This window comes from Streptococcus sp. FDAARGOS_522, assembly GCF_003812445.1.
Lineage (GTDB): Bacteria > Bacillota > Bacilli > Lactobacillales > Streptococcaceae > Streptococcus > Streptococcus agalactiae.
The window spans coordinates 1,973,027-1,991,458 of the sequence record NZ_CP033808.1; the positions used below are offsets into that span (position 1 = coordinate 1,973,027).

13 protein-coding genes and 1 pseudogene are annotated in these 18,432 nt (G+C 36.2%); 12 read left to right on the forward strand and 2 right to left on the reverse strand.

Annotated elements, in window-relative coordinates:
• The first annotated feature begins 123 nt into the window (after positions 1-123).
• From EGX70_RS10345 to aroE, 11 genes and pseudogenes are all read left to right on the forward strand, one after another.
• Positions 124-2,043, forward strand: a pseudogene (locus EGX70_RS10345) (sucrose-specific PTS transporter subunit IIBC).
• A 67-nt stretch (positions 2,044-2,110) separates the two neighbouring features.
• The gene (gene scrK / locus EGX70_RS10350; protein WP_000164274.1) at positions 2,111-2,992 is read left to right on the forward strand and encodes a fructokinase ScrK; all 882 of its coding nucleotides are present in this window, start codon (positions 2,111-2,113) and stop codon (positions 2,990-2,992) included.
• A gap of 117 nt (positions 2,993-3,109) precedes the next feature.
• Positions 3,110-4,057 (forward strand): mannose-6-phosphate isomerase, class I, encoded by a 948-nt coding sequence (manA, locus tag EGX70_RS10355; RefSeq protein WP_001294263.1) that lies wholly within the window; start codon positions 3,110-3,112, stop codon positions 4,055-4,057.
• 108 nt (positions 4,058-4,165) lie between these two features.
• Complete coding sequence (gene secA, locus EGX70_RS10360; protein ID WP_001284142.1) at positions 4,166-6,694, forward strand: preprotein translocase subunit SecA; 2,529 nt, start codon at positions 4,166-4,168, stop codon at positions 6,692-6,694.
• Positions 6,695-6,819: 125 nt separating this feature from the next.
• Positions 6,820-7,827, forward strand: coding sequence for a 3-deoxy-7-phosphoheptulonate synthase (locus EGX70_RS10365; RefSeq protein WP_000505724.1), 1,008 nt, complete (start codon positions 6,820-6,822; stop codon positions 7,825-7,827).
• A gap of 24 nt (positions 7,828-7,851) precedes the next feature.
• Entirely contained in the window at positions 7,852-8,211 is a 360-nt protein-coding gene (acpS, locus tag EGX70_RS10370) for a holo-ACP synthase (RefSeq protein WP_000635015.1), read from the forward strand.
• The gene (alr, locus tag EGX70_RS10375) at positions 8,208-9,308 is read left to right on the forward strand and encodes an alanine racemase (RefSeq protein ID WP_000625941.1); all 1,101 of its coding nucleotides are present in this window, start codon (positions 8,208-8,210) and stop codon (positions 9,306-9,308) included. The genes acpS and alr overlap by 4 nt, the downstream gene beginning before the upstream one ends.
• 92 nt (positions 9,309-9,400) lie before the next feature.
• Entirely contained in the window at positions 9,401-10,939 is a 1,539-nt protein-coding gene (locus tag EGX70_RS10380; protein ID WP_000043255.1) for a CHAP domain-containing protein, read from the forward strand.
• Positions 10,940-11,018: 79 nt separating this feature from the next.
• Complete coding sequence (gene recG / locus EGX70_RS10385) at positions 11,019-13,034, forward strand: ATP-dependent DNA helicase RecG (protein ID WP_000926633.1); 2,016 nt, start codon at positions 11,019-11,021, stop codon at positions 13,032-13,034.
• Between the two features lie 290 nt (positions 13,035-13,324).
• On the forward strand, positions 13,325-14,239 hold the full coding sequence (locus EGX70_RS10390) for an aldo/keto reductase family oxidoreductase (protein ID WP_123948121.1): 915 nt from the start codon (positions 13,325-13,327) through the stop codon (positions 14,237-14,239).
• 97 nt (positions 14,240-14,336) lie between these two features.
• Complete coding sequence (gene aroE / locus EGX70_RS10395; RefSeq protein ID WP_001086864.1) at positions 14,337-15,215, forward strand: shikimate dehydrogenase; 879 nt, start codon at positions 14,337-14,339, stop codon at positions 15,213-15,215.
• A gap of 34 nt (positions 15,216-15,249) precedes the next feature.
• On the opposite strand, the gene EGX70_RS10400 is transcribed toward aroE, so the two are convergent.
• Entirely contained in the window at positions 15,250-16,212 is a 963-nt protein-coding gene (locus tag EGX70_RS10400; protein ID WP_000723062.1) for an asparaginase, read from the reverse strand.
• Positions 16,213-16,280: 68 nt separating this feature from the next.
• On the opposite strand from EGX70_RS10400, the gene EGX70_RS10405 reads away from it, so the two are divergent.
• Positions 16,281-17,663: an HAD-IIB family hydrolase gene (locus EGX70_RS10405; RefSeq protein WP_000974899.1), complete on the forward strand. Its 1,383-nt coding sequence runs from the start codon at positions 16,281-16,283 to the stop codon at positions 17,661-17,663.
• Positions 17,664-17,718: 55 nt separating this feature from the next.
• Here the strand turns inward: EGX70_RS10405 and EGX70_RS10410 are convergent, their stop codons facing one another.
• The gene (locus EGX70_RS10410; protein ID WP_000080032.1) at positions 17,719-18,171 is read right to left on the reverse strand and encodes a universal stress protein; all 453 of its coding nucleotides are present in this window, start codon (positions 18,169-18,171) and stop codon (positions 17,719-17,721) included.
• Positions 18,172-18,432 lie beyond the last annotated feature (261 nt).

Consider the following 18,432-nt stretch of genomic DNA (forward strand, 5'->3'; position numbering starts at 1 on the left):
ATCAACTCTTAATATCAAAAAATATTATTTTATGTCAAACGCTTGACATATATTTATGAGACGTGCTAGAATATTAGAGTAAATAAAATGAAACGCTTTCAAAACATCAAAGGAGATTTATAGATGGCTTCAAATACAGAAATTGCTAAACAAGTCATTAATGCGATTGGTGGTGCTAGTAATGTGCGTAGCGTAGCACACTGTGCCACTCGTCTTCGCGTTATGGTAAAAGATGAGACAGTCATTGATAAAAATACTGTTGAAAATATCGAAAAAGTTCAGGGAGCATTTTTCAATTCAGGTCAATATCAAATTATTTTTGGAACTGGTACTGTTAATAAGATTTATGATGAAGTAGTAGCTCAAGGTTTGCCAACTTCGTCAACCTCTGATCAAAAGGCAGAAGCGGCTAAACAAGGGAATGCTTTCCAACGAGCTATTCGTACTTTCGGTGATGTTTTTGTTCCATTGTTGCCAGCCATTGTTGCTACTGGTTTATTTATGGGAATTCGCGGTGCGATTAATAATGATACAGTTTTAGCTTTATTTGGGACGACTTCAAAAGCATTTTCAAGTTCTAATTTTTATACCTATACTGTCGTTTTGACTGACACGGCCTTTGCTTTTTTTCCTGCCTTGATTTCTTGGTCAGCTTTTAGAGTTTTTGGTGGAAATCCTGTTATCGGTCTCGTATTAGGATTGATGATGGTCAACTCTGCCCTTCCAAACGCTTGGGCAGTGGCCTCAGGTGATGCCCATCCCATAAAATTTTTCGGCTTTATTCCAGTAGTTGGTTATCAAAATTCAGTATTGCCGGCATTCTTTGTAGGTTTACTTGGTGCTAAACTTGAAAAATGGTTGCATAAGAAAATCCCAGATGTTCTTGATTTACTATTAGTGCCGTTCCTAACTTTTACAGTTATGTCAATTTTAGCACTTTTTGTCATTGGTCCTATTTTCCATTCAGTTGAAAACTATGTTTTAGCAGGGACAAAATTTGTCCTTAATTTACCTCTTGGCCTGTCAGGTCTTATTTTAGGTGGTGTTCATCAGATAATTGTTGTTACAGGTGTCCATCATATCTTTAATTTACTTGAAGCTCAGTTAATTGCTGCTGATGGGAAAGATCCATTTAATGCTATTATTACAGCTGCTATGACAGCACAAGCAGGTGCTACTTTGGCAGTTGGTGTTAAAACAAAAAATTAAAAATTAAAAGCCCTTGCTTTTCCGGCAGCGCTTTCAGCTGGACTTGGTATTACAGAACCGGCTATATTTGGAGTAAACTTACGTTTTGGTAAGCCATTTATTATGGGATTAATTGCAGGAGCAGCAGGTGGCTGGTTAGCTTCAATATTGAAATTAGCAGGAACTGGTTTTGGTATTACCATTATCCCAGGAACATTACTTTATTTAAATGGTCAAATTGTTAAGTACCTTATTATGGTGATTGGAACTACGGCTTTGGCTTTTGTATTAACTTATATGTTTGGATATGAAGATAAAGATGAAAAAGTAGTAGCTGAAGTTAGTCCTTTGGTTGAAGAAACAGATGACAATCCAACAATTACTCAAACTAGCCAATTAAGGGCAGAAACGATTGTTAGCCCTCTTGATGGACAGGTTATTGCTCTTGATACAGTAAGTGACCCAGTCTTTTCATCAGGTATTATGGGAGATGGCCTTGCTATTAAACCAAGCGGTAATACAATTTACTCACCTGTTGATGGTTTTGTCCAAATTGCTTTTGAAACAGGTCATGCTTACGGTATCAAATCAGATAAAGGTGCAGAAATTTTGATTCATATAGGTATTGATACTGTCACCATGAATGGCACAGGGTTTACTTCTAAAGTAAAGGCAGACCAAAAAGTGAAAAAAGGTGATATTCTTGGCACCTTTGATTCAGCCAAGATTGCAGAAGCAGGTCTGGATAATACAGCTATGATTATTGTGACTAATACAGCTGATTTTGCTGATGTTATACCATTGGTAAAAGAGGGTGTTGTTACTACAGGTGACATGATTATTGATGTTAAGTGAGGATTAAAGGTTGGGATAATTATCCCAACCTTTGTCTTTGAGATAGAGATTATAGATAGGAAAAAAGATGACAAAGTTATATGGTAGTATTGAAGCAGGTGGGACAAAGTTTGTTTGTGCAGTTGGTGATGAGGAATTAAAAGTTGTAGAAAAAATGCAATTTCCAACAACGACGCCTCAAGAAACGATTAAAAAGACTGTTGATTTCTTTAAAAGATTTGAAAAGAAGTTAGAGGCAGTTGCTATTGGTTCTTTTGGCCCCATTGATATTGATAAAAAATCAAAGACATACGGTTATATCACAACGACCCCAAAGTTACATTGGGCTAATGTTGATTTACTCGGCTTAATTTCTAAAGATTTCAATGTTCCATTTTATTTCACAACAGATGTTAATAGCTCTGCCTATGGTGAAGTTATAGCTCGTAACAATATTGATTCACTTGTTTATTACACCATTGGTACAGGAATTGGTGCAGGAGCTATACAAAAGGGTGAATTTATAGGAGGAACTGGTCATACTGAAGCAGGTCATACTTATATGGCGATGCATCCGCAGGACCAAGCAAATGATTTTAAAGGTATCTGTCCGTTTCATAATAGCTGTTTAGAAGGTTTGGCATCTGGTCCAACTCTAGAAGCTAGGACTGGTATTCGTGGTGAATTGATTGAAGAAAATTCAATGGTTTGGGATGTTCAAGCATATTATATTGCTCAGGCTGCGATGCAAGCAACTGTATTATATCGTCCACAAGTCATTGTATTTGGTGGAGGCGTCATGGCACAAGAACACATGTTAAGACGTGTTCGCCAGACATTTGCAACTTTATTAAATGGGTATTTACCAGTTCCCGATTTGTCTGATTATATTGTGACACCAGCTATAGAAGAAAATGGTTCTGCAACGTTAGGAAATTTTGCTTTAGCAAAGAAAATATCAAAAGGTTAATAAAACCCTTAAGCCACTACTTAGTTTAGTTAGCAAATAAAAGATTAAAAAAAGTAAGCGATATGATGGATAAAATGCTATAATAGGCTTGAATTTTACAAAAGATAGGGGATTCTTATGTCGGAACCATTATTTTTAGAAGCAAGCATGCACGATAAAATCTGGGGTGGAACAAAGTTAAGGGATGAATTTGGCTATGATATTCCAAGTGAAACAACAGGAGAATATTGGGCTATTTCAGCTCATCCTAACGGTGTCTCAAGAGTTAAGAATGGTCGCTTTAAAGGTTGTTTTTTAGATAAGCTGTATCAAGGTGAAAAAAGCTTATTTGGCAACCCTGATGATACTGTCTTTCCTTTACTAACTAAAATCTTAGATGCTAATGACTGGCTTAGTGTACAGGTTCATCCGGATGATGCTTATGCTCTTAAACATGAAGGTGAACTTGGTAAAACAGAATGTTGGTATATTATTTCTGCTGATGAAGGATCTGAAATTATCTATGGTCATAATGCTAAAACTAAAGAAGAACTTCGCCAAATGATTGAATCTGGAGATTGGGAACATCTTTTAACCCGAATTCCTGTTAAATCAGGGGATTTTTACTACGTTCCAAGTGGGACAATGCATGCTATAGGTAAAGGGATATTAATTTTAGAAACACAGCAATCTAGTGATACTACTTATCGTGTTTATGATTTTGATCGTCCAGATGCTTCAGGAAAATTACGTGATTTACACATTGAACAATCAATAGATGTTCTCACGATTGGTAAACCTGCCAATACTGTTCCTGCCAATATGAAGTTAAAACATCTATCTTCAACTTTATTAGTTTCAAATGATTTCTTTACAGTTTATAAATGGGAAATTTCTGGTGTTACCAACTTTAAACAATTTGCACCCTACCTTTTGGTTAGTGTCTTAGACGGAGCGGGTCACATTACAGTAGATAACAAAGTTTATACACTTAAAAAAGGTGACCACTTTATCTTGCCAAATGATGTTGTCAAATGGGATATTGATGGACAGTTAGAAATTATAGCAAGTCATGTTAAAAAATAATGAGAGTGGGGATACCACTCTTTTTAATCTCGATTAAAACGACCATTTATTGAAAGACAACATTATTTATGGTAAAATGTGGTGATAAGAGTATCGAAAGGAATTAGAATGGCAAATATTCTACGCACTGTTATTGAAAATGACAAGGGTGAATTAAAAAAATTAGATAAAATAGCTAAGAAAGTTGACTCTTACGCAGATCATATGGCTGCGTTATCAGATGAAGCTTTACAAGCAAAAACTCCAGAATTTAAAGAACGTTATCAAAATGGTGAAACTTTAGATCAATTGTTACCGGAAGCGTTTGCGGTAGTTCGTGAAGCTTCTAAACGTGTATTAGGTTTATACCCATACCACGTCCAAATTATGGGTGGTATCGTTCTTCACCATGGTGATATTCCAGAAATGCGTACTGGTGAGGGAAAAACTTTAACAGCGACAATGCCTGTTTATCTAAATGCTATCTCAGGATTAGGTGTTCATGTTATTACTGTTAATGAGTACTTATCAACACGTGATGCGACCGAAATGGGTGAGGTTTATAGTTGGCTTGGATTATCTGTAGGGATTAACTTAGCAGCTAAGTCACCATTTGAAAAACGCGAAGCTTATAATTGTGATATCACATACTCAACTAACGCAGAAGTCGGATTTGACTACCTTCGAGACAATATGGTTGTTCGCCAAGAAGATATGGTGCAACGCCCACTCAACTATGCTTTGGTTGATGAGGTTGACTCTGTATTAATCGATGAAGCTAGGACGCCATTGATTGTTTCAGGTCCTGTAAGCTCTGAGATGAACCAACTGTATACACGTGCGGACATGTTTGTAAAAACGCTTAATAGCGATGATTATATCATTGATGTTCCAACAAAAACAATTGGTTTATCAGATACAGGTATTGACAAGGCTGAAAACTATTTCCATCTAAATAACTTGTATGATCTCGAAAATGTTGCCTTAACTCACTACATTGATAACGCTCTTCGAGCTAACTATATTATGTTGTTAAATATTGATTATGTGGTTAGTGAAGAACAAGAGATTTTAATTGTGGACCAATTTACCGGTCGTACGATGGAAGGACGTCGTTTCTCAGATGGCTTACACCAAGCTATTGAAGCAAAAGAGTCAGTGCCAATCCAAGAAGAATCAAAAACGAGCGCTTCAATTACTTACCAAAATATGTTCCGTATGTACCATAAATTAGCAGGAATGACTGGTACTGGTAAGACTGAGGAAGAAGAGTTTCGTGAAATTTATAATATGCGCGTTATTCCTATCCCAACAAATCGTCCTGTTCAACGTATAGATCATTCAGATCTACTTTATCCAACTCTTGACTCTAAATTTAGAGCGGTGGTAGCAGATGTCAAAGAACGTTATGAACAAGGACAACCTGTACTGGTTGGTACAGTAGCTGTTGAAACGTCAGACTTAATTTCTAGAAAATTAGTTGCTGCTGGAGTACCACATGAAGTTTTGAATGCTAAAAATCACTTTAAAGAAGCTCAAATCATTATGAATGCTGGGCAACGTGGTGCTGTTACAATCGCAACCAACATGGCTGGTCGTGGTACTGATATCAAGCTTGGTGAAGGGGTTCGTGAACTTGGTGGTTTATGTGTTATTGGTACAGAGCGTCATGAAAGCCGTCGTATTGATAACCAGCTTCGTGGTCGTTCGGGTCGTCAAGGAGATCCAGGTGAATCACAATTCTATCTTTCGTTAGAAGATGATTTGATGCGTCGCTTTGGTACAGATCGTATTAAAGTGGTTCTTGAGCGAATGAATTTAGCTGAAGATGATACAGTTATTAAATCAAAAATGTTGACACGACAAGTTGAATCAGCTCAACGCCGCGTTGAAGGTAATAACTATGACACACGTAAACAAGTCTTGCAATACGATGATGTTATGCGTGAACAACGTGAGATTATTTATGCTAACCGTAGAGAAGTGATTACTGCTGAGCGTGATTTAGGACCAGAGCTCAAAGGGATGATTAAACGTACGATTAAAAGAGCAGTTGATGCACATAGCAGAAGCGATAAAAATACTGCAGCAGAAGCTATTGTTAATTTTGCAAGATCGGCGTTATTAGATGAAGAAGCTATCACAGTTTCAGAACTTCGTGGTCTAAAAGAGGCTGAAATTAAAGAACTTCTTTATGAACGTGCCTTAGCTGTTTATGAGCAACAAATTGCTAAATTAAAAGATCCAGAAGCTATTATCGAATTCCAAAAAGTCTTAATCTTGATGGTAGTGGATAATCAATGGACAGAGCATATTGATGCCTTAGATCAATTACGTAACTCCGTTGGACTTCGTGGTTATGCTCAAAATAACCCAATCGTTGAGTATCAATCAGAAGGTTTCCGTATGTTCCAAGATATGATTGGTTCGATTGAGTTTGATGTGACACGTACATTGATGAAAGCTCAAATTCATCAACAAGAGCGTGAACGTGCTTCTCAACATGCTACGACAACAGCAGAGCAAAATATCTCGGCACAACATGTACCTATGAATAATGAATCACCAGAATACCAAGGGATTAAACGTAATGATAAATGTCCTTGTGGCTCTGGCATGAAGTTTAAAAATTGTCATGGTCTGAGATGTTTACAATAACAATGATTTTAAAATAAAAATAAAACAGTCTGAGAAGACTGTTTTATCATTACTTGTCTAATAGTATGACGACTATATTGTATAGCAGAGCTTATTAATAGACTTAGGTTGTATTAGGAAAAAACATGGGATTTCATCAGTTAAGTGATAAAATTAATATTGAAATATTGAAGCAGAAAACTAGCTTAGATCTAGAAGTTAGCCAAAAAAAATTAGCCAAAGAAGAAGAGTTAAAAAATATCATAAAAGGTGAGGATCAGCGGTTTCTAGTAATAGTAGGTCCTTGTTCTGCGGATAATCCAAAGGCGGTGCTAACTTATGCAAAGCGTTTAGCTAAATTGGAAGCTGCCTTTAAAGATAAAATGTTTTTGGTTATGAGAGTTTATACCGCTAAGCCAAGAACGAATGGTGATGGTTATAAAGGCTTAGTTCACCATTCTGACAAACTAGGAGTTTTTTTTCAAGCACGTAAGATGCACTATGACATCATTCGAGAGACTGGACTCCTGACAGCTGATGAATTACTTTATCCAGAGATGTTATCAGTGATGGATGATTTAGTTTCTTACTATGCTATTGGTGCGCGTTCAGTGGAAGATCAGGGACACCGTTTTATATCTTCAGGTATAGATGCACCAGTAGGTATGAAAAATCCAACGTCTGGTAATTTAAGAGTCATGTTTAATGCGGTCTATGCAGCACAAAATCAACAGGAATTATTCTATCAAAATAAGCAAGTTAGAACAGATGGTAATTTGCTGTCACATGTTATTTTGAGAGGATATCATAATGCCGACTATCGAAGTATCCCTAATTATCATTATGAAAACCTTTTAGAAACTATTACTCATTATGAAGAGACTGATTTGCAAAATCCCTTTATTGTTGTTGATACAAATCATGACAATTCAGGTAAGCAATTTTTAGAACAAATTCGCATTGTGAAATCAGTACTTGCAGACCGACAGTGGCATACTAAAATTAGAAACTATGTTCGTGGTTTTTTGATAGAATCTTATTTAGAAGATGGAAGACAAGATAAACCAGATGTTTTTGGTAAGTCTATCACAGATCCATGTCTAGGTTGGGATAAAACAGAAATGCTAATTAGGGATATTTACAATAGTTTGTAAGTATCGAACTTATAGGAGTTACACATGATTGTTGGACACGGAATTGATTTACAAGAGATAGAGGCGATTACTAAAGCATATGAGCGTAATCAACGTTTTGCAGAACGCGTTTTGACCGAACAAGAATTGCTTCTTTTTAAAGGAATTTCCAATCCCAAGCGTCAGATGTCTTTTTTAACAGGGCGATGGGCAGCAAAAGAGGCTTATAGCAAAGCACTTGGAACAGGAATTGGGAAAGTTAATTTTCATGATATCGAAATTTTATCGGATGATAAAGGAGCGCCTTTGATTACAAAAGAACCGTTTAATGGAAAATCTTTTGTTTCAATATCTCATAGTGGTAATTATGCACAAGCTAGTGTTATTTTGGAGGAAGAAAAATGATTTCAAGTTATCATAGACCAACCAGAGCCTTGATAGATTTAGAGGCGATTGCAAATAACGTTAAATCTGTACAAGAGCACATTCCAAGTGATAAAAAAACATTTGCTGTAGTTAAGGCTAATGCTTATGGGCATGGTGCTGTTGAAGTTTCAAAATACATTGAGTCTATTGTAGATGGTTTTTGCGTATCCAATTTAGATGAGGCTATTGAGCTACGTCAAGCAGGAATTGTAAAAATGATATTGGTATTAGGTGTTGTTATGCCTGAGCAGGTTATACTAGCCAAAAATGAAAATATTACTCTAACAGTTGCTAGCTTGGAGTGGTTACGTTTATGTCAGACATCAGCAGTAGATTTATCTGGTCTAGAAGTACATATCAAAGTTGATAGTGGAATGGGACGTATAGGTGTTCGCCAGTTAGATGAAGGAAATAAGCTAATTTCTGAATTGGGGGAAAGTGGTGCCTCTGTCAAGGGGATTTTCACCCATTTTGCAACAGCTGATGAAGCCGATAACTGTAAATTCAATCAACAACTTACTTTTTTTAAAGACTTTATTTCAGGATTAGATAATTGTCCGGACCTTGTTCATGCTAGTAATTCTGCTACAAGCCTTTGGCATAGTGAGACAATTTTTAATGCCGTTAGATTGGGTGTTGTTATGTACGGCTTAAATCCAAGTGGAACTGATTTAGACTTACCTTACCCTATAAACCCTGCTTTAAGTTTAGAGTCTGAGCTAGTACATGTTAAACAACTACACGATGGTTCTCAAGTTGGCTATGGCGCAACCTATCAAGTTACTGGAGACGAATTTGTTGGAACAGTACCGATTGGCTACGCTGATGGATGGACACGAGATATGCAAGGATTTTCAGTTATAGTAAATGGAGAACTTTGTGAAATTATTGGGCGTGTCTCGATGGATCAAATGACTATCCGTTTACCTCAAAAATATACTATCGGAACTAAAGTAACCTTGATTGGTCAACAAGGTAGTTGTAACATTACAACTACGGACGTCGCTCAAAAAAGACAGACGATTAATTATGAAGTACTTTGTCTTTTAAGCGATCGTATTCCGAGATATTATTAAAAACAAATGACACAGTAGTTAACTGTTTTAAAAAATTTAAAAATATGTTAAACTAATCAGTGACAATTTTTATAGAAGGAAATCATTAGTATATGTCAAAACAAAAAGTAATGGCAACTTTGTTGTTATCCACTTTAGTCTTATCGCTATCATCACCTTTAGTGACCTTAGCAGAAACTATTAATCCAGAAACAAGCCTGACAATGGCAACAGCATCAACAGAAAGTTCTTCTGAAGCAGAGAAACAGGAAAAAACACAACCTACAGATTCAGAAACTGCTTCACCTTCAGCCGAAGGAAGTATCTCAACAGAAAAAACAGAGATTGGTACGACAGAGACATCATCAAGCAATGAATCATCATCAAGTTCATCACATCAATCTTCTTCCAACGAAGATGCTAAAACATCTGATTCTGCTTCAACAGCATCTACTCCTAGCACTAATACTACAAACAGTAGTCAAGCAGACAGTAAGCCAGGTCAATCAACAAAGACTGAATTAAAACCTGAGCCTACCTTACCATTAGTAGAGCCTAAAATAACTCCCGCTCCGTCTCAGATAGAAAGTGTTCAGACAAATCAGAATGCTTCTGTTCCTGCTTTATCCTTTGATGATAACTTATTATCAACACCGATTTCACCAGTGACAGCAACGCCATTCTACGTAGAACACTGGTCTGGTCAGGATGCCTACTCTCACTATTTATTGTCACATCGTTACGGTATCAAAGCTGAACAATTAGATGGGTACTTAAAATCTTTAGGGATTCAATATGATTCTAATCGTATCAATGGTGCTAAGTTATTACAATGGGAAAAAGATAGTGGTTTAGATGTCCGTGCTATTGTAGCTATTGCTGTCCTTGAAAGTTCATTGGGAACTCAAGGAGTGGCTAAGATGCCAGGTGCTAATATGTTTGGTTATGGTGCCTTTGATCATGACTCTAGCCATGCTAGTGCTTATAATGATGAAGAAGCAATTATGTTGTTGACAAAAAATACAATTATTAAAAACAACAACTCTAGCTTTGAAATCCAAGATTTGAAAGCACAGAAATTATCTTCTGGACAACTTAATACAGTTACTGAGGGTGGTGTTTATTATACAGATAACTCTGGAACTGGTAAACGTCGTGCCCAGATTATGGAAGATTTAGATCGCTGGATTGATCAACATGGAGGGACACCAGAAATTCCTGCTGCCTTGAAAGCTTTATCGACAGCAAGTTTAGCAGATTTACCAAGTGGTTTTAGCTTATCAACAGCAGTTAACACAGCTAGCTATATTGCATCAACTTATCCATGGGGTGAATGTACATGGTATGTCTTTAACCGCGCTAAAGAGTTAGGTTATACATTTGATCCATTTATGGGTAATGGTGGAGATTGGCAACATAAGGCTGGTTTTGAAACAACACATTCACCAAAAGTAGGCTATGCTGTATCATTTTCACCAGGACAAGCTGGTGCTGATGGCACTTACGGTCACGTAGCTATTGTTGAAGAAGTTAAAAAAGATGGTTCAGTTCTTATTTCAGAATCTAATGCAATGGGACGTGGTATTGTCTCTTACCGTACTTTTAGTTCAGCACAAGCTGCACAATTAACTTATGTTATTGGCCATAAATAATTAGACATAATAAAGGCGCTCTTGAGGCGCCTTTTTGGTGATCTTTTAGTATAATAAAAGATATTAGAAGGAGAATCTTATGCTATTACAATCACCAATTTCTAATCTTAAGGGATTTGGACCAAAATCAGCAGAAAAATTTCAGAAATTAGATATTTATACAGTAGAAGATTTACTTCTTTATTATCCGTTTCGCTATGAAGATTTTAAATCAAAATCTGTTTTTGATTTAGTGGATGGTGAAAAAGCAGTCATTACAGGCCTAGTCGTTACTCCAGCTAATGTACAATATTATGGTTTTAAACGTAACCGTTTAAGTTTTAAGTTGCGTCAAGGGGAAGCTGTCTTAAATGTTAGTTTTTTTAATCAACCCTATTTAGCTGATAAAATAGAACTTGGTCAAGAGGTAGCTGTCTTTGGTAAATGGGATGCAACTAAATCAGCTATTACTGGGATGAAGGTTTTAGCTCAAGTTGAAGATGACATGCAACCTGTTTATCGCGTAGCTCAGGGAATTTCACAGTCTACTTTGATTAAAGCTATTAAGTCAGCTTTTGAAATCAGTGCGCATTTGGAATTGAAGGAAAATTTACCAGCTACTTTATTGGAAAAATACCGATTGATGGGTCGTAGTCAGGCTTGTTTAGCTATGCATTTCCCAAAAGATATCACAGAGTATAAGCAAGCGCTCCGTCGGATTAAATTTGAAGAATTATTTTACTTTCAAATGAACCTTCAAGTTTTGAAATCCGAAAATAAATCTGAAACAAATGGTTTGCCTATTCTTTATAGTAAACATGCTATGGAGACAAAAATTTCCTCTTTACCTTTTATTCTAACGAATGCTCAAAAGCGCTCTTTAGATGAAATATTATCTGATATGTCATCGGGAGCTCATATGAATCGTTTATTGCAAGGAGATGTAGGATCAGGAAAGACAGTCATTGCTGGTCTATCAATGTATGCAGCTTATACAGCAGGTTTTCAATCGGCTTTGATGGTTCCAACGGAAATCCTAGCTGAACAACACTACATTAGTCTGCAAGAGTTATTTCCAGATTTATCAATCGCTATATTAACTTCGGGTATGAAAGCAGCTGTTAAGCGTACGGTTTTAGCAGCTATTGCAAATGGCTCGGTTGATATGATTGTAGGAACTCATGCTCTTATCCAGGACTCGGTACAGTACCATAAACTGGGGCTTGTAATTACAGACGAGCAACATCGTTTTGGTGTTAAACAGCGTAGAATTTTCCGTGAAAAGGGAGAAAATCCTGATGTTTTAATGATGACAGCCACCCCAATTCCCCGAACTCTAGCAATCACAGCTTTTGGAGAAATGGATGTTTCTATTATTGATGAATTACCTGCCGGTCGTAAACCTATTATTACACGCTGGGTGAAACACGAGCAGCTAGGTACTGTGTTGGAATGGGTAAAAGGTGAATTGCAAAAAGATGCTCAAGTGTATGTCATTTCACCGTTGATTGAAGAGTCAGAAGCTTTAGATTTAAAGAATGCAGTAGCATTGCATGCTGAATTATCTACTTATTTTGAAGGAATTGCTAAGGTTGCTCTTGTACATGGACGTATGAAAAATGATGAAAAAGATGCTATAATGCAAGATTTCAAGGATAAAAAAAGTCATATTTTAGTATCTACAACAGTTATTGAAGTAGGGGTAAATGTCCCAAATGCAACGATCATGATTATTATGGATGCCGATCGTTTTGGATTAAGCCAGCTACATCAACTTCGTGGGCGTGTTGGTCGTGGATATAAACAATCATACGCTGTTTTAGTGGCTAATCCCAAAACTGATTCTGGGAAAAAACGAATGACAATCATGACAGAAACGACAGATGGTTTCGTTTTAGCTGAGTCGGATTTAAAAATGCGTGGTTCTGGTGAAATCTTTGGTACTCGTCAGTCTGGAATTCCAGAATTTCAAGTAGCTGATATCGTTGAGGATTATCCTATTTTAGAAGAAGCCAGACGTGTTGCTAGTGATATTGTCAAAGATAATAATTGGAAAGAAAATACAGAATGGGCACTTATTCTAGATAATTTACGCCAACATTCAGATTTTGATTAAGTTTCTATTAAGGCTGTGCTAAGCTCAGTTTAAGCTTGCTGTCATATGATATTCCTATCACAGATGTGGAGGTATGTTATGACAATAATGATTACTGTAATTTATAATAGTACTTTTCAGAATAGATTTTTCTTACCGACTTATTTAGTCAATAATGAGTATCAGAAAAAAAGTTGAGTTAAATTTACTCAGCTTTTTGCATTTGTAATAGTAAGCCTTTTCATAGAAATTTTGTTATAATGAATTGATTAATCTTTCTGTTAATACAAACAGATTAGAATGGGGTGCATATGTTACAAAACATTGGACAAACAGGCATTCAAGCAACTCGAATTGCTTTAGGTTGTATGAGAATGAGTGACTTGAAAGGAAAACAAGCTGAAGAAGTAGTTGGAACAGCATTAGATTTGGGTATTAATTTTTTTGATCATGCTGATATTTATGGGGGAGGGCTATCTGAATTACGCTTTCGAGATGCAATCAAACATTTAAATGTCAATCGTGACAAAATGATTATTCAATCTAAATGTGGGATACGAGAAGGTTATTTTGATTTTTCTAAAGAGTATATTTTATCATCAGTAGATGGTATTTTAGAAAGATTAGGGACAGAATATTTAGATTTTCTCATTTTTCATCGTCCAGATGTATTAGTTGAGCCTGAAGAAGTAGCAGAAGCATTTACCAAACTGAGGGCAGAAGGTAAAGTAAAACACTTTGGTGTTAGCAATCAAAACCGGTTTCAAATGGAGTTGTTACAATCCTACCTTGACGAGCCCTTAGCAGTGAATCAACTTCAGTTATCGCCAGCACATACACCAATGTTTGATGCAGGGTTAAATGTTAACATGTTAAATAAAGCTTCAATTGAACATGATGATGGCATTGTTGATTATTGTCGTCTTAAAAGAGTTACCATTCAAGCTTGGTCTCCATTTCAAATTGATTTATCTCGTGGTTTATTTGTTAATCATCCGGATTATAAGGAATTAAATGAAACCATAGCTAAACTGGCAAAAAACTACAATGTTAGCAGCGAAGCTATTGTGATTGCATGGATTTTACGTCATCCTGCCAAAATGCAGGCGATTGTTGGTTCAATGAATCCATCTCGTTTAAAGGCGATTGATAAGGCTAATGATATCGCTTTAACCCGTAAAGAATGGTATGATATTTACCGTAGTGCAGGTAATATATTGCCTTAAACTAAGGGAGAGAGTATAAATTACATACTCTCTTTTTAATTGAGTCAGTTTTTGGTAAAATGAACTGAAATAAATTGTTAAGAAAGAAGGTTATACAATGAATTCATTAAATGGGGAAACTTTACTAACTGGTCTAATTGCCAATCCTGCACGCCACTCTCTATCCCCGTTAATGTGGAATACCTCTTTTCAAGAAAAAAACATGAATTATGCCTATCTGACATTTGAAGTAGAAGAGGGTAAATTAACAGAAGCTGTTCGAGGTGTCAGGGCATTGGGTATTCGTGGTGTTAATGTTTCAATGCCATTTAAACAGAGTGTTATCCCTTTGCTAGATGATTTATCTCCTCAAGCTAAATTAGTGGGTGCTGTAAATACTATCGTTAATCAAGGTGGAACCGGACGTTTAGTAGGCCATATGACAGATGGCATTGGTTGTTTTAAAGCTTTAGCAGCTCAAGGTTTCAGTGCTAAAAATAAAATAATTACAATAGCTGGTATTGGTGGTTCAGGTAAAGCAGTTGCAGTTCAAGCAGCTATGGAGGGAGTTGCGGAAATTAGATTATTTAATCGTAACAGCTCAAATTACGATAAGGTCATTGACTTATCAGATAAAATTAAAAAACAGTTTCAAATAAAGGTAGTCGTTGATTATCTAGAAAATAAGACAGCATTTAAAGACGCTATTAGAACTAGTCATTTTTATATTGATGCTACTAGTTTAGGAATGAGGCCATTAGATAATTATAGTTTAATTAACGATCCAGAAATTTTAACACCGAATTTAGTAGTTGTCGACTTGGTTTACAAGCCTAAAGAAACAGCATTGTTACGATTTGTTAGACAAAATGGAGTGAAACATGCTTATAATGGTCTAGGGATGCTGATTTATCAAGGAGCAGAAGCATTTCAATTAATAACGAATCAAGAAATGCCTATTAGCAGTGTTGAGAGAGTATTACAAACTGAAAATTAATAAAAAACTCTAGAAATATTTCTAGAGTTTTTTATCAACCTTCAATATAGTCTTTTAGATTTTGCCCTGTGAGACCTGCATTGAGTGCAATGAGTAATTTGAGTCTGGCTTTGGGAGCGTTTAGTTCTTTAACAAACATGACACCAGATTCTTGTAATTTTGCTCCGCCACCTTCATATCCGTAAACTGGCTCAGCAATACCATTAAAACAGCGAGACACTAGAACAACAGGGACACCTTGCTCAATTAATTCTTCGATTTCTTGTGCAGCTTTTGGGGGCATATTCCCTGCACCGAGTGCTTCAATAACTAATCCGCTAATATTTTGAGAATTTAAAAAGCTAATGATACCACTATCACCCATGCCAGCATATGCTTTCACGATAGGAACAGTTCCTGTAATTTTATCTAAATCAAAACGAACTCTCTCTTTAGTTGCTTTAAAGAAAAGCAGGTCTTGTTTCATAATAATCCCAAGGGGGCCATGTGTAGGGGTTTGGAATGTCGAAACGTTTGTTGTATGTGTTTTTGTGACATATTTAGCAGCATGTATCTCATCATTCATGACAACTAGCACCCCCTTGTCGGCAGCTTTAGTACTATTAGCGACACGGAGGGCTGATAGGTAATTATAAACGCCATCGCTACCAAGTTCATTTGTGCTTCTCATAGCACCGGTAATGATGATTGGGATTTTAGGGAGTATCATTGTGTCTAAAAAATATGCTGTTTCTTCTAAAGTGTCAGTCCCATGCGTAATGACAACACCATCAAAATTACTGGCATGTTGCTTCAGATAGTGATAGATATCAAGCATATGATGAGGGGTGATTTGAGGACTGGGAAGATTTAGAAAATCTACAACAGTCAAATCAAGGTCATCTAATGATAAATCAACGTATTTCATTGGGTTATCGGCGCTGGACATGACCTGTCCCTTCTCGTTAGCATTCATGGAAATCGTTCCACCTGTGTGTAGAACAAGGATTTTTTTCATTGATTTTATACTTCTTTCAAGTTGTGATATAATTTATTTTATCATAAAAAAGAGGGGATGTTGACCCAGTGGCAATTAAGGCAGTATTTTTTGATATTGATGGTACACTTCTTAATGATCGTAAGAATGTACAAAAGTCAACAATTAAAGCAATTCGAAATTTGAAAGACCAAGGAATACTAGTCGGTTTAGCAACGGGGCGAGGTCCTAGTTTTGTACAACCTTTTTTAGAAAACCTTGGTTTAGATTTTGCTGTAACCTATAATGGTCAATATATCTATAGTAGAAGTGAAATTATTTATACCAATCAATTATCTAAGACAACTGTCTATCGTCTGATTCGTTATGCTGGAGCAAGAAGAAGAGAAATTTCATTAGGAACAGCCTCAGGATTACTCGGTTCAGGTATTATTGGTCTAGGAACTAGCCGTTTGGGGCAGATTGTATCTAGCCTTGTTCCGAGAAAATGGGCAAAAGCGATTGAACGAAGCTTTAAGCATTTTATTCGTCGGATTAAACCTCAAAATATTGATAGCCTCATGGTTATCTTACGAGAACCTATTTATCAGGTCGTTTTAGTTGCAACAGAGGGCGAATCAGAGCGAATTCAAAAACAATTTCCTCGTGTTAAATTAACAAGAAGCAGTCCTTACTCAATGGATGTCATTTCTGAAGGGCAGTCAAAAGTTAAGGGAATTGAACGTGTTGGTCAACGCTATGGTTTTGATCTATCCGAAGTGATAGCATTTGGAGATTCTGATAATGATATTGAGATGTTATCTCAAGTTGGCATTGGTGTTGCCATGGGGAACGCTAGTCAGCAAGTGAGAGAAAATGCACGTTATACAACTGCTGACAATAATGATGATGGTATCTCTAAGGCATTAGCCCATTATGGACTTATCCAATTTGAGATTGAAAAAACATTCAGTAGTCGTGACGAGAATTTCAATAAAGTAAAATCCTTCCATCTATTAATGGATGGTGAAACTATTGAAACGCCACGCTTATATGACAGTAAGGAAGCTGGTTTCAGGTCAGACTTTAAAGTAGAAGAAATCGTTGAGTTCTTGTATGCTGCTAGTCAAGGTAACCAAAAAGTATTTGACCAATCTATCCGTAATTTACACTTAGCTATTGATAAAGCAAGAGATAAGGTTATTTCTAAAGACCATCCAGAAACACCATTAGTGGGAGAAGTGGATGCCTTAACAGATTTACTTTATCTGACTTATGGCTCCTTTGTTCTTATGGGAGTCGACCCAAAACCTCTTTTTGATACAGTACATGAGGCCAATATGGGGAAAATCTTTCCAGATGGCAAAGCTCATTTTGATCCTGTTACTCATAAAATTTTAAAACCAGACGACTGGGAAGAACATTTCGCTCCTGAGCCATCAATTCGACGTGAATTAGATAGCCAAATTCAGAAATCCTTAAATCGAAAATAAAAATATCCTGAGTTAATATAACTCAGGATATTTTAGAAAGTGAGCGTATTTAAATTTACATTGTTTTATTAGGGTCACGTACAATGAGTAAATCTACTTTAGCGTGACGAAGGATGTATTCTGAGGAAGATCCGATAAGGAAACGTTCAAAGGTATTAAGACCTGTTGCACCAACCATAATCAAGTCTACTTTTTCTTTTTCTGGAATATCATGTGCAAGTAATGTTTTGGGATTACCAAATTCAATGACTTGTCTAACTTTATCTGCTCCTTTTTCACGAGCTTGTTTTTCATATTCCTCAAGGACATCTTTTGCTTCTTTTTCTAATTTTTCATAGATATAAGTATCAAATGTCGCAAAGCTTTGTAAAGCACGTGTATCTATAACATGTGTCAAGATTAATTCAGAATCATTGCGAAGAGCAACGTTAACTGCCTTTTCAAAAGCAAGTTCAGATTCTGTTGATCCATCAATAGCGACAAGGATGCGTTCATATTTTTGTGACATAAGCCTGTCCTCCTCTAAATATAACCAAAAGAGATAACCTCTTGCACTCAACTAGCCATCTTATCAGAAGGAGTGAGTGATGAGTAAGTTAGATATGTTGGTTATTCATTTTATAGCTATATTATAACGTTTTTTCTAGAAAAATGAAAGCGTTTTATGTTAGTTTTCTGAAATAGCTTAATATTAACTTAATCGCTTGATAAACCGCAGTAAAAGTTTCAATTTTGAGAATATTTGTTTTATAATGGAAGATACGAGGTA

Excerpts from the sequence above, each read along its gene's own strand:
- scrK (WP_000164274.1), top strand. The coding sequence starts at position 2,111 with ATGACAAAGTTATATGGTAGTATTGAAGCAGGTGGGACAAAGTTTGTT.
- manA (WP_001294263.1), top strand. The coding sequence starts at position 3,110 with ATGTCGGAACCATTATTTTTAGAAGCAAGCATGCACGATAAAATCTGG.
- secA (WP_001284142.1), top strand. The coding sequence starts at position 4,166 with ATGGCAAATATTCTACGCACTGTTATTGAAAATGACAAGGGTGAATTA.
- EGX70_RS10365 (WP_000505724.1), top strand. The coding sequence starts at position 6,820 with ATGGGATTTCATCAGTTAAGTGATAAAATTAATATTGAAATATTGAAG.
- acpS (WP_000635015.1), top strand. The coding sequence starts at position 7,852 with ATGATTGTTGGACACGGAATTGATTTACAAGAGATAGAGGCGATTACT.
- alr (WP_000625941.1), top strand. The coding sequence starts at position 8,208 with ATGATTTCAAGTTATCATAGACCAACCAGAGCCTTGATAGATTTAGAG.
- EGX70_RS10380 (WP_000043255.1), top strand. The coding sequence starts at position 9,401 with ATGTCAAAACAAAAAGTAATGGCAACTTTGTTGTTATCCACTTTAGTC.
- recG (WP_000926633.1), top strand. The coding sequence starts at position 11,019 with ATGCTATTACAATCACCAATTTCTAATCTTAAGGGATTTGGACCAAAA.
- EGX70_RS10390 (WP_123948121.1), top strand. The coding sequence starts at position 13,325 with ATGTTACAAAACATTGGACAAACAGGCATTCAAGCAACTCGAATTGCT.
- aroE (WP_001086864.1), top strand. The coding sequence starts at position 14,337 with ATGAATTCATTAAATGGGGAAACTTTACTAACTGGTCTAATTGCCAAT.
- EGX70_RS10400 (WP_000723062.1), bottom strand. The coding sequence starts at position 16,212 with ATGAAAAAAATCCTTGTTCTACACACAGGTGGAACGATTTCCATGAAT.
- EGX70_RS10410 (WP_000080032.1), bottom strand. The coding sequence starts at position 18,171 with ATGTCACAAAAATATGAACGCATCCTTGTCGCTATTGATGGATCAACA.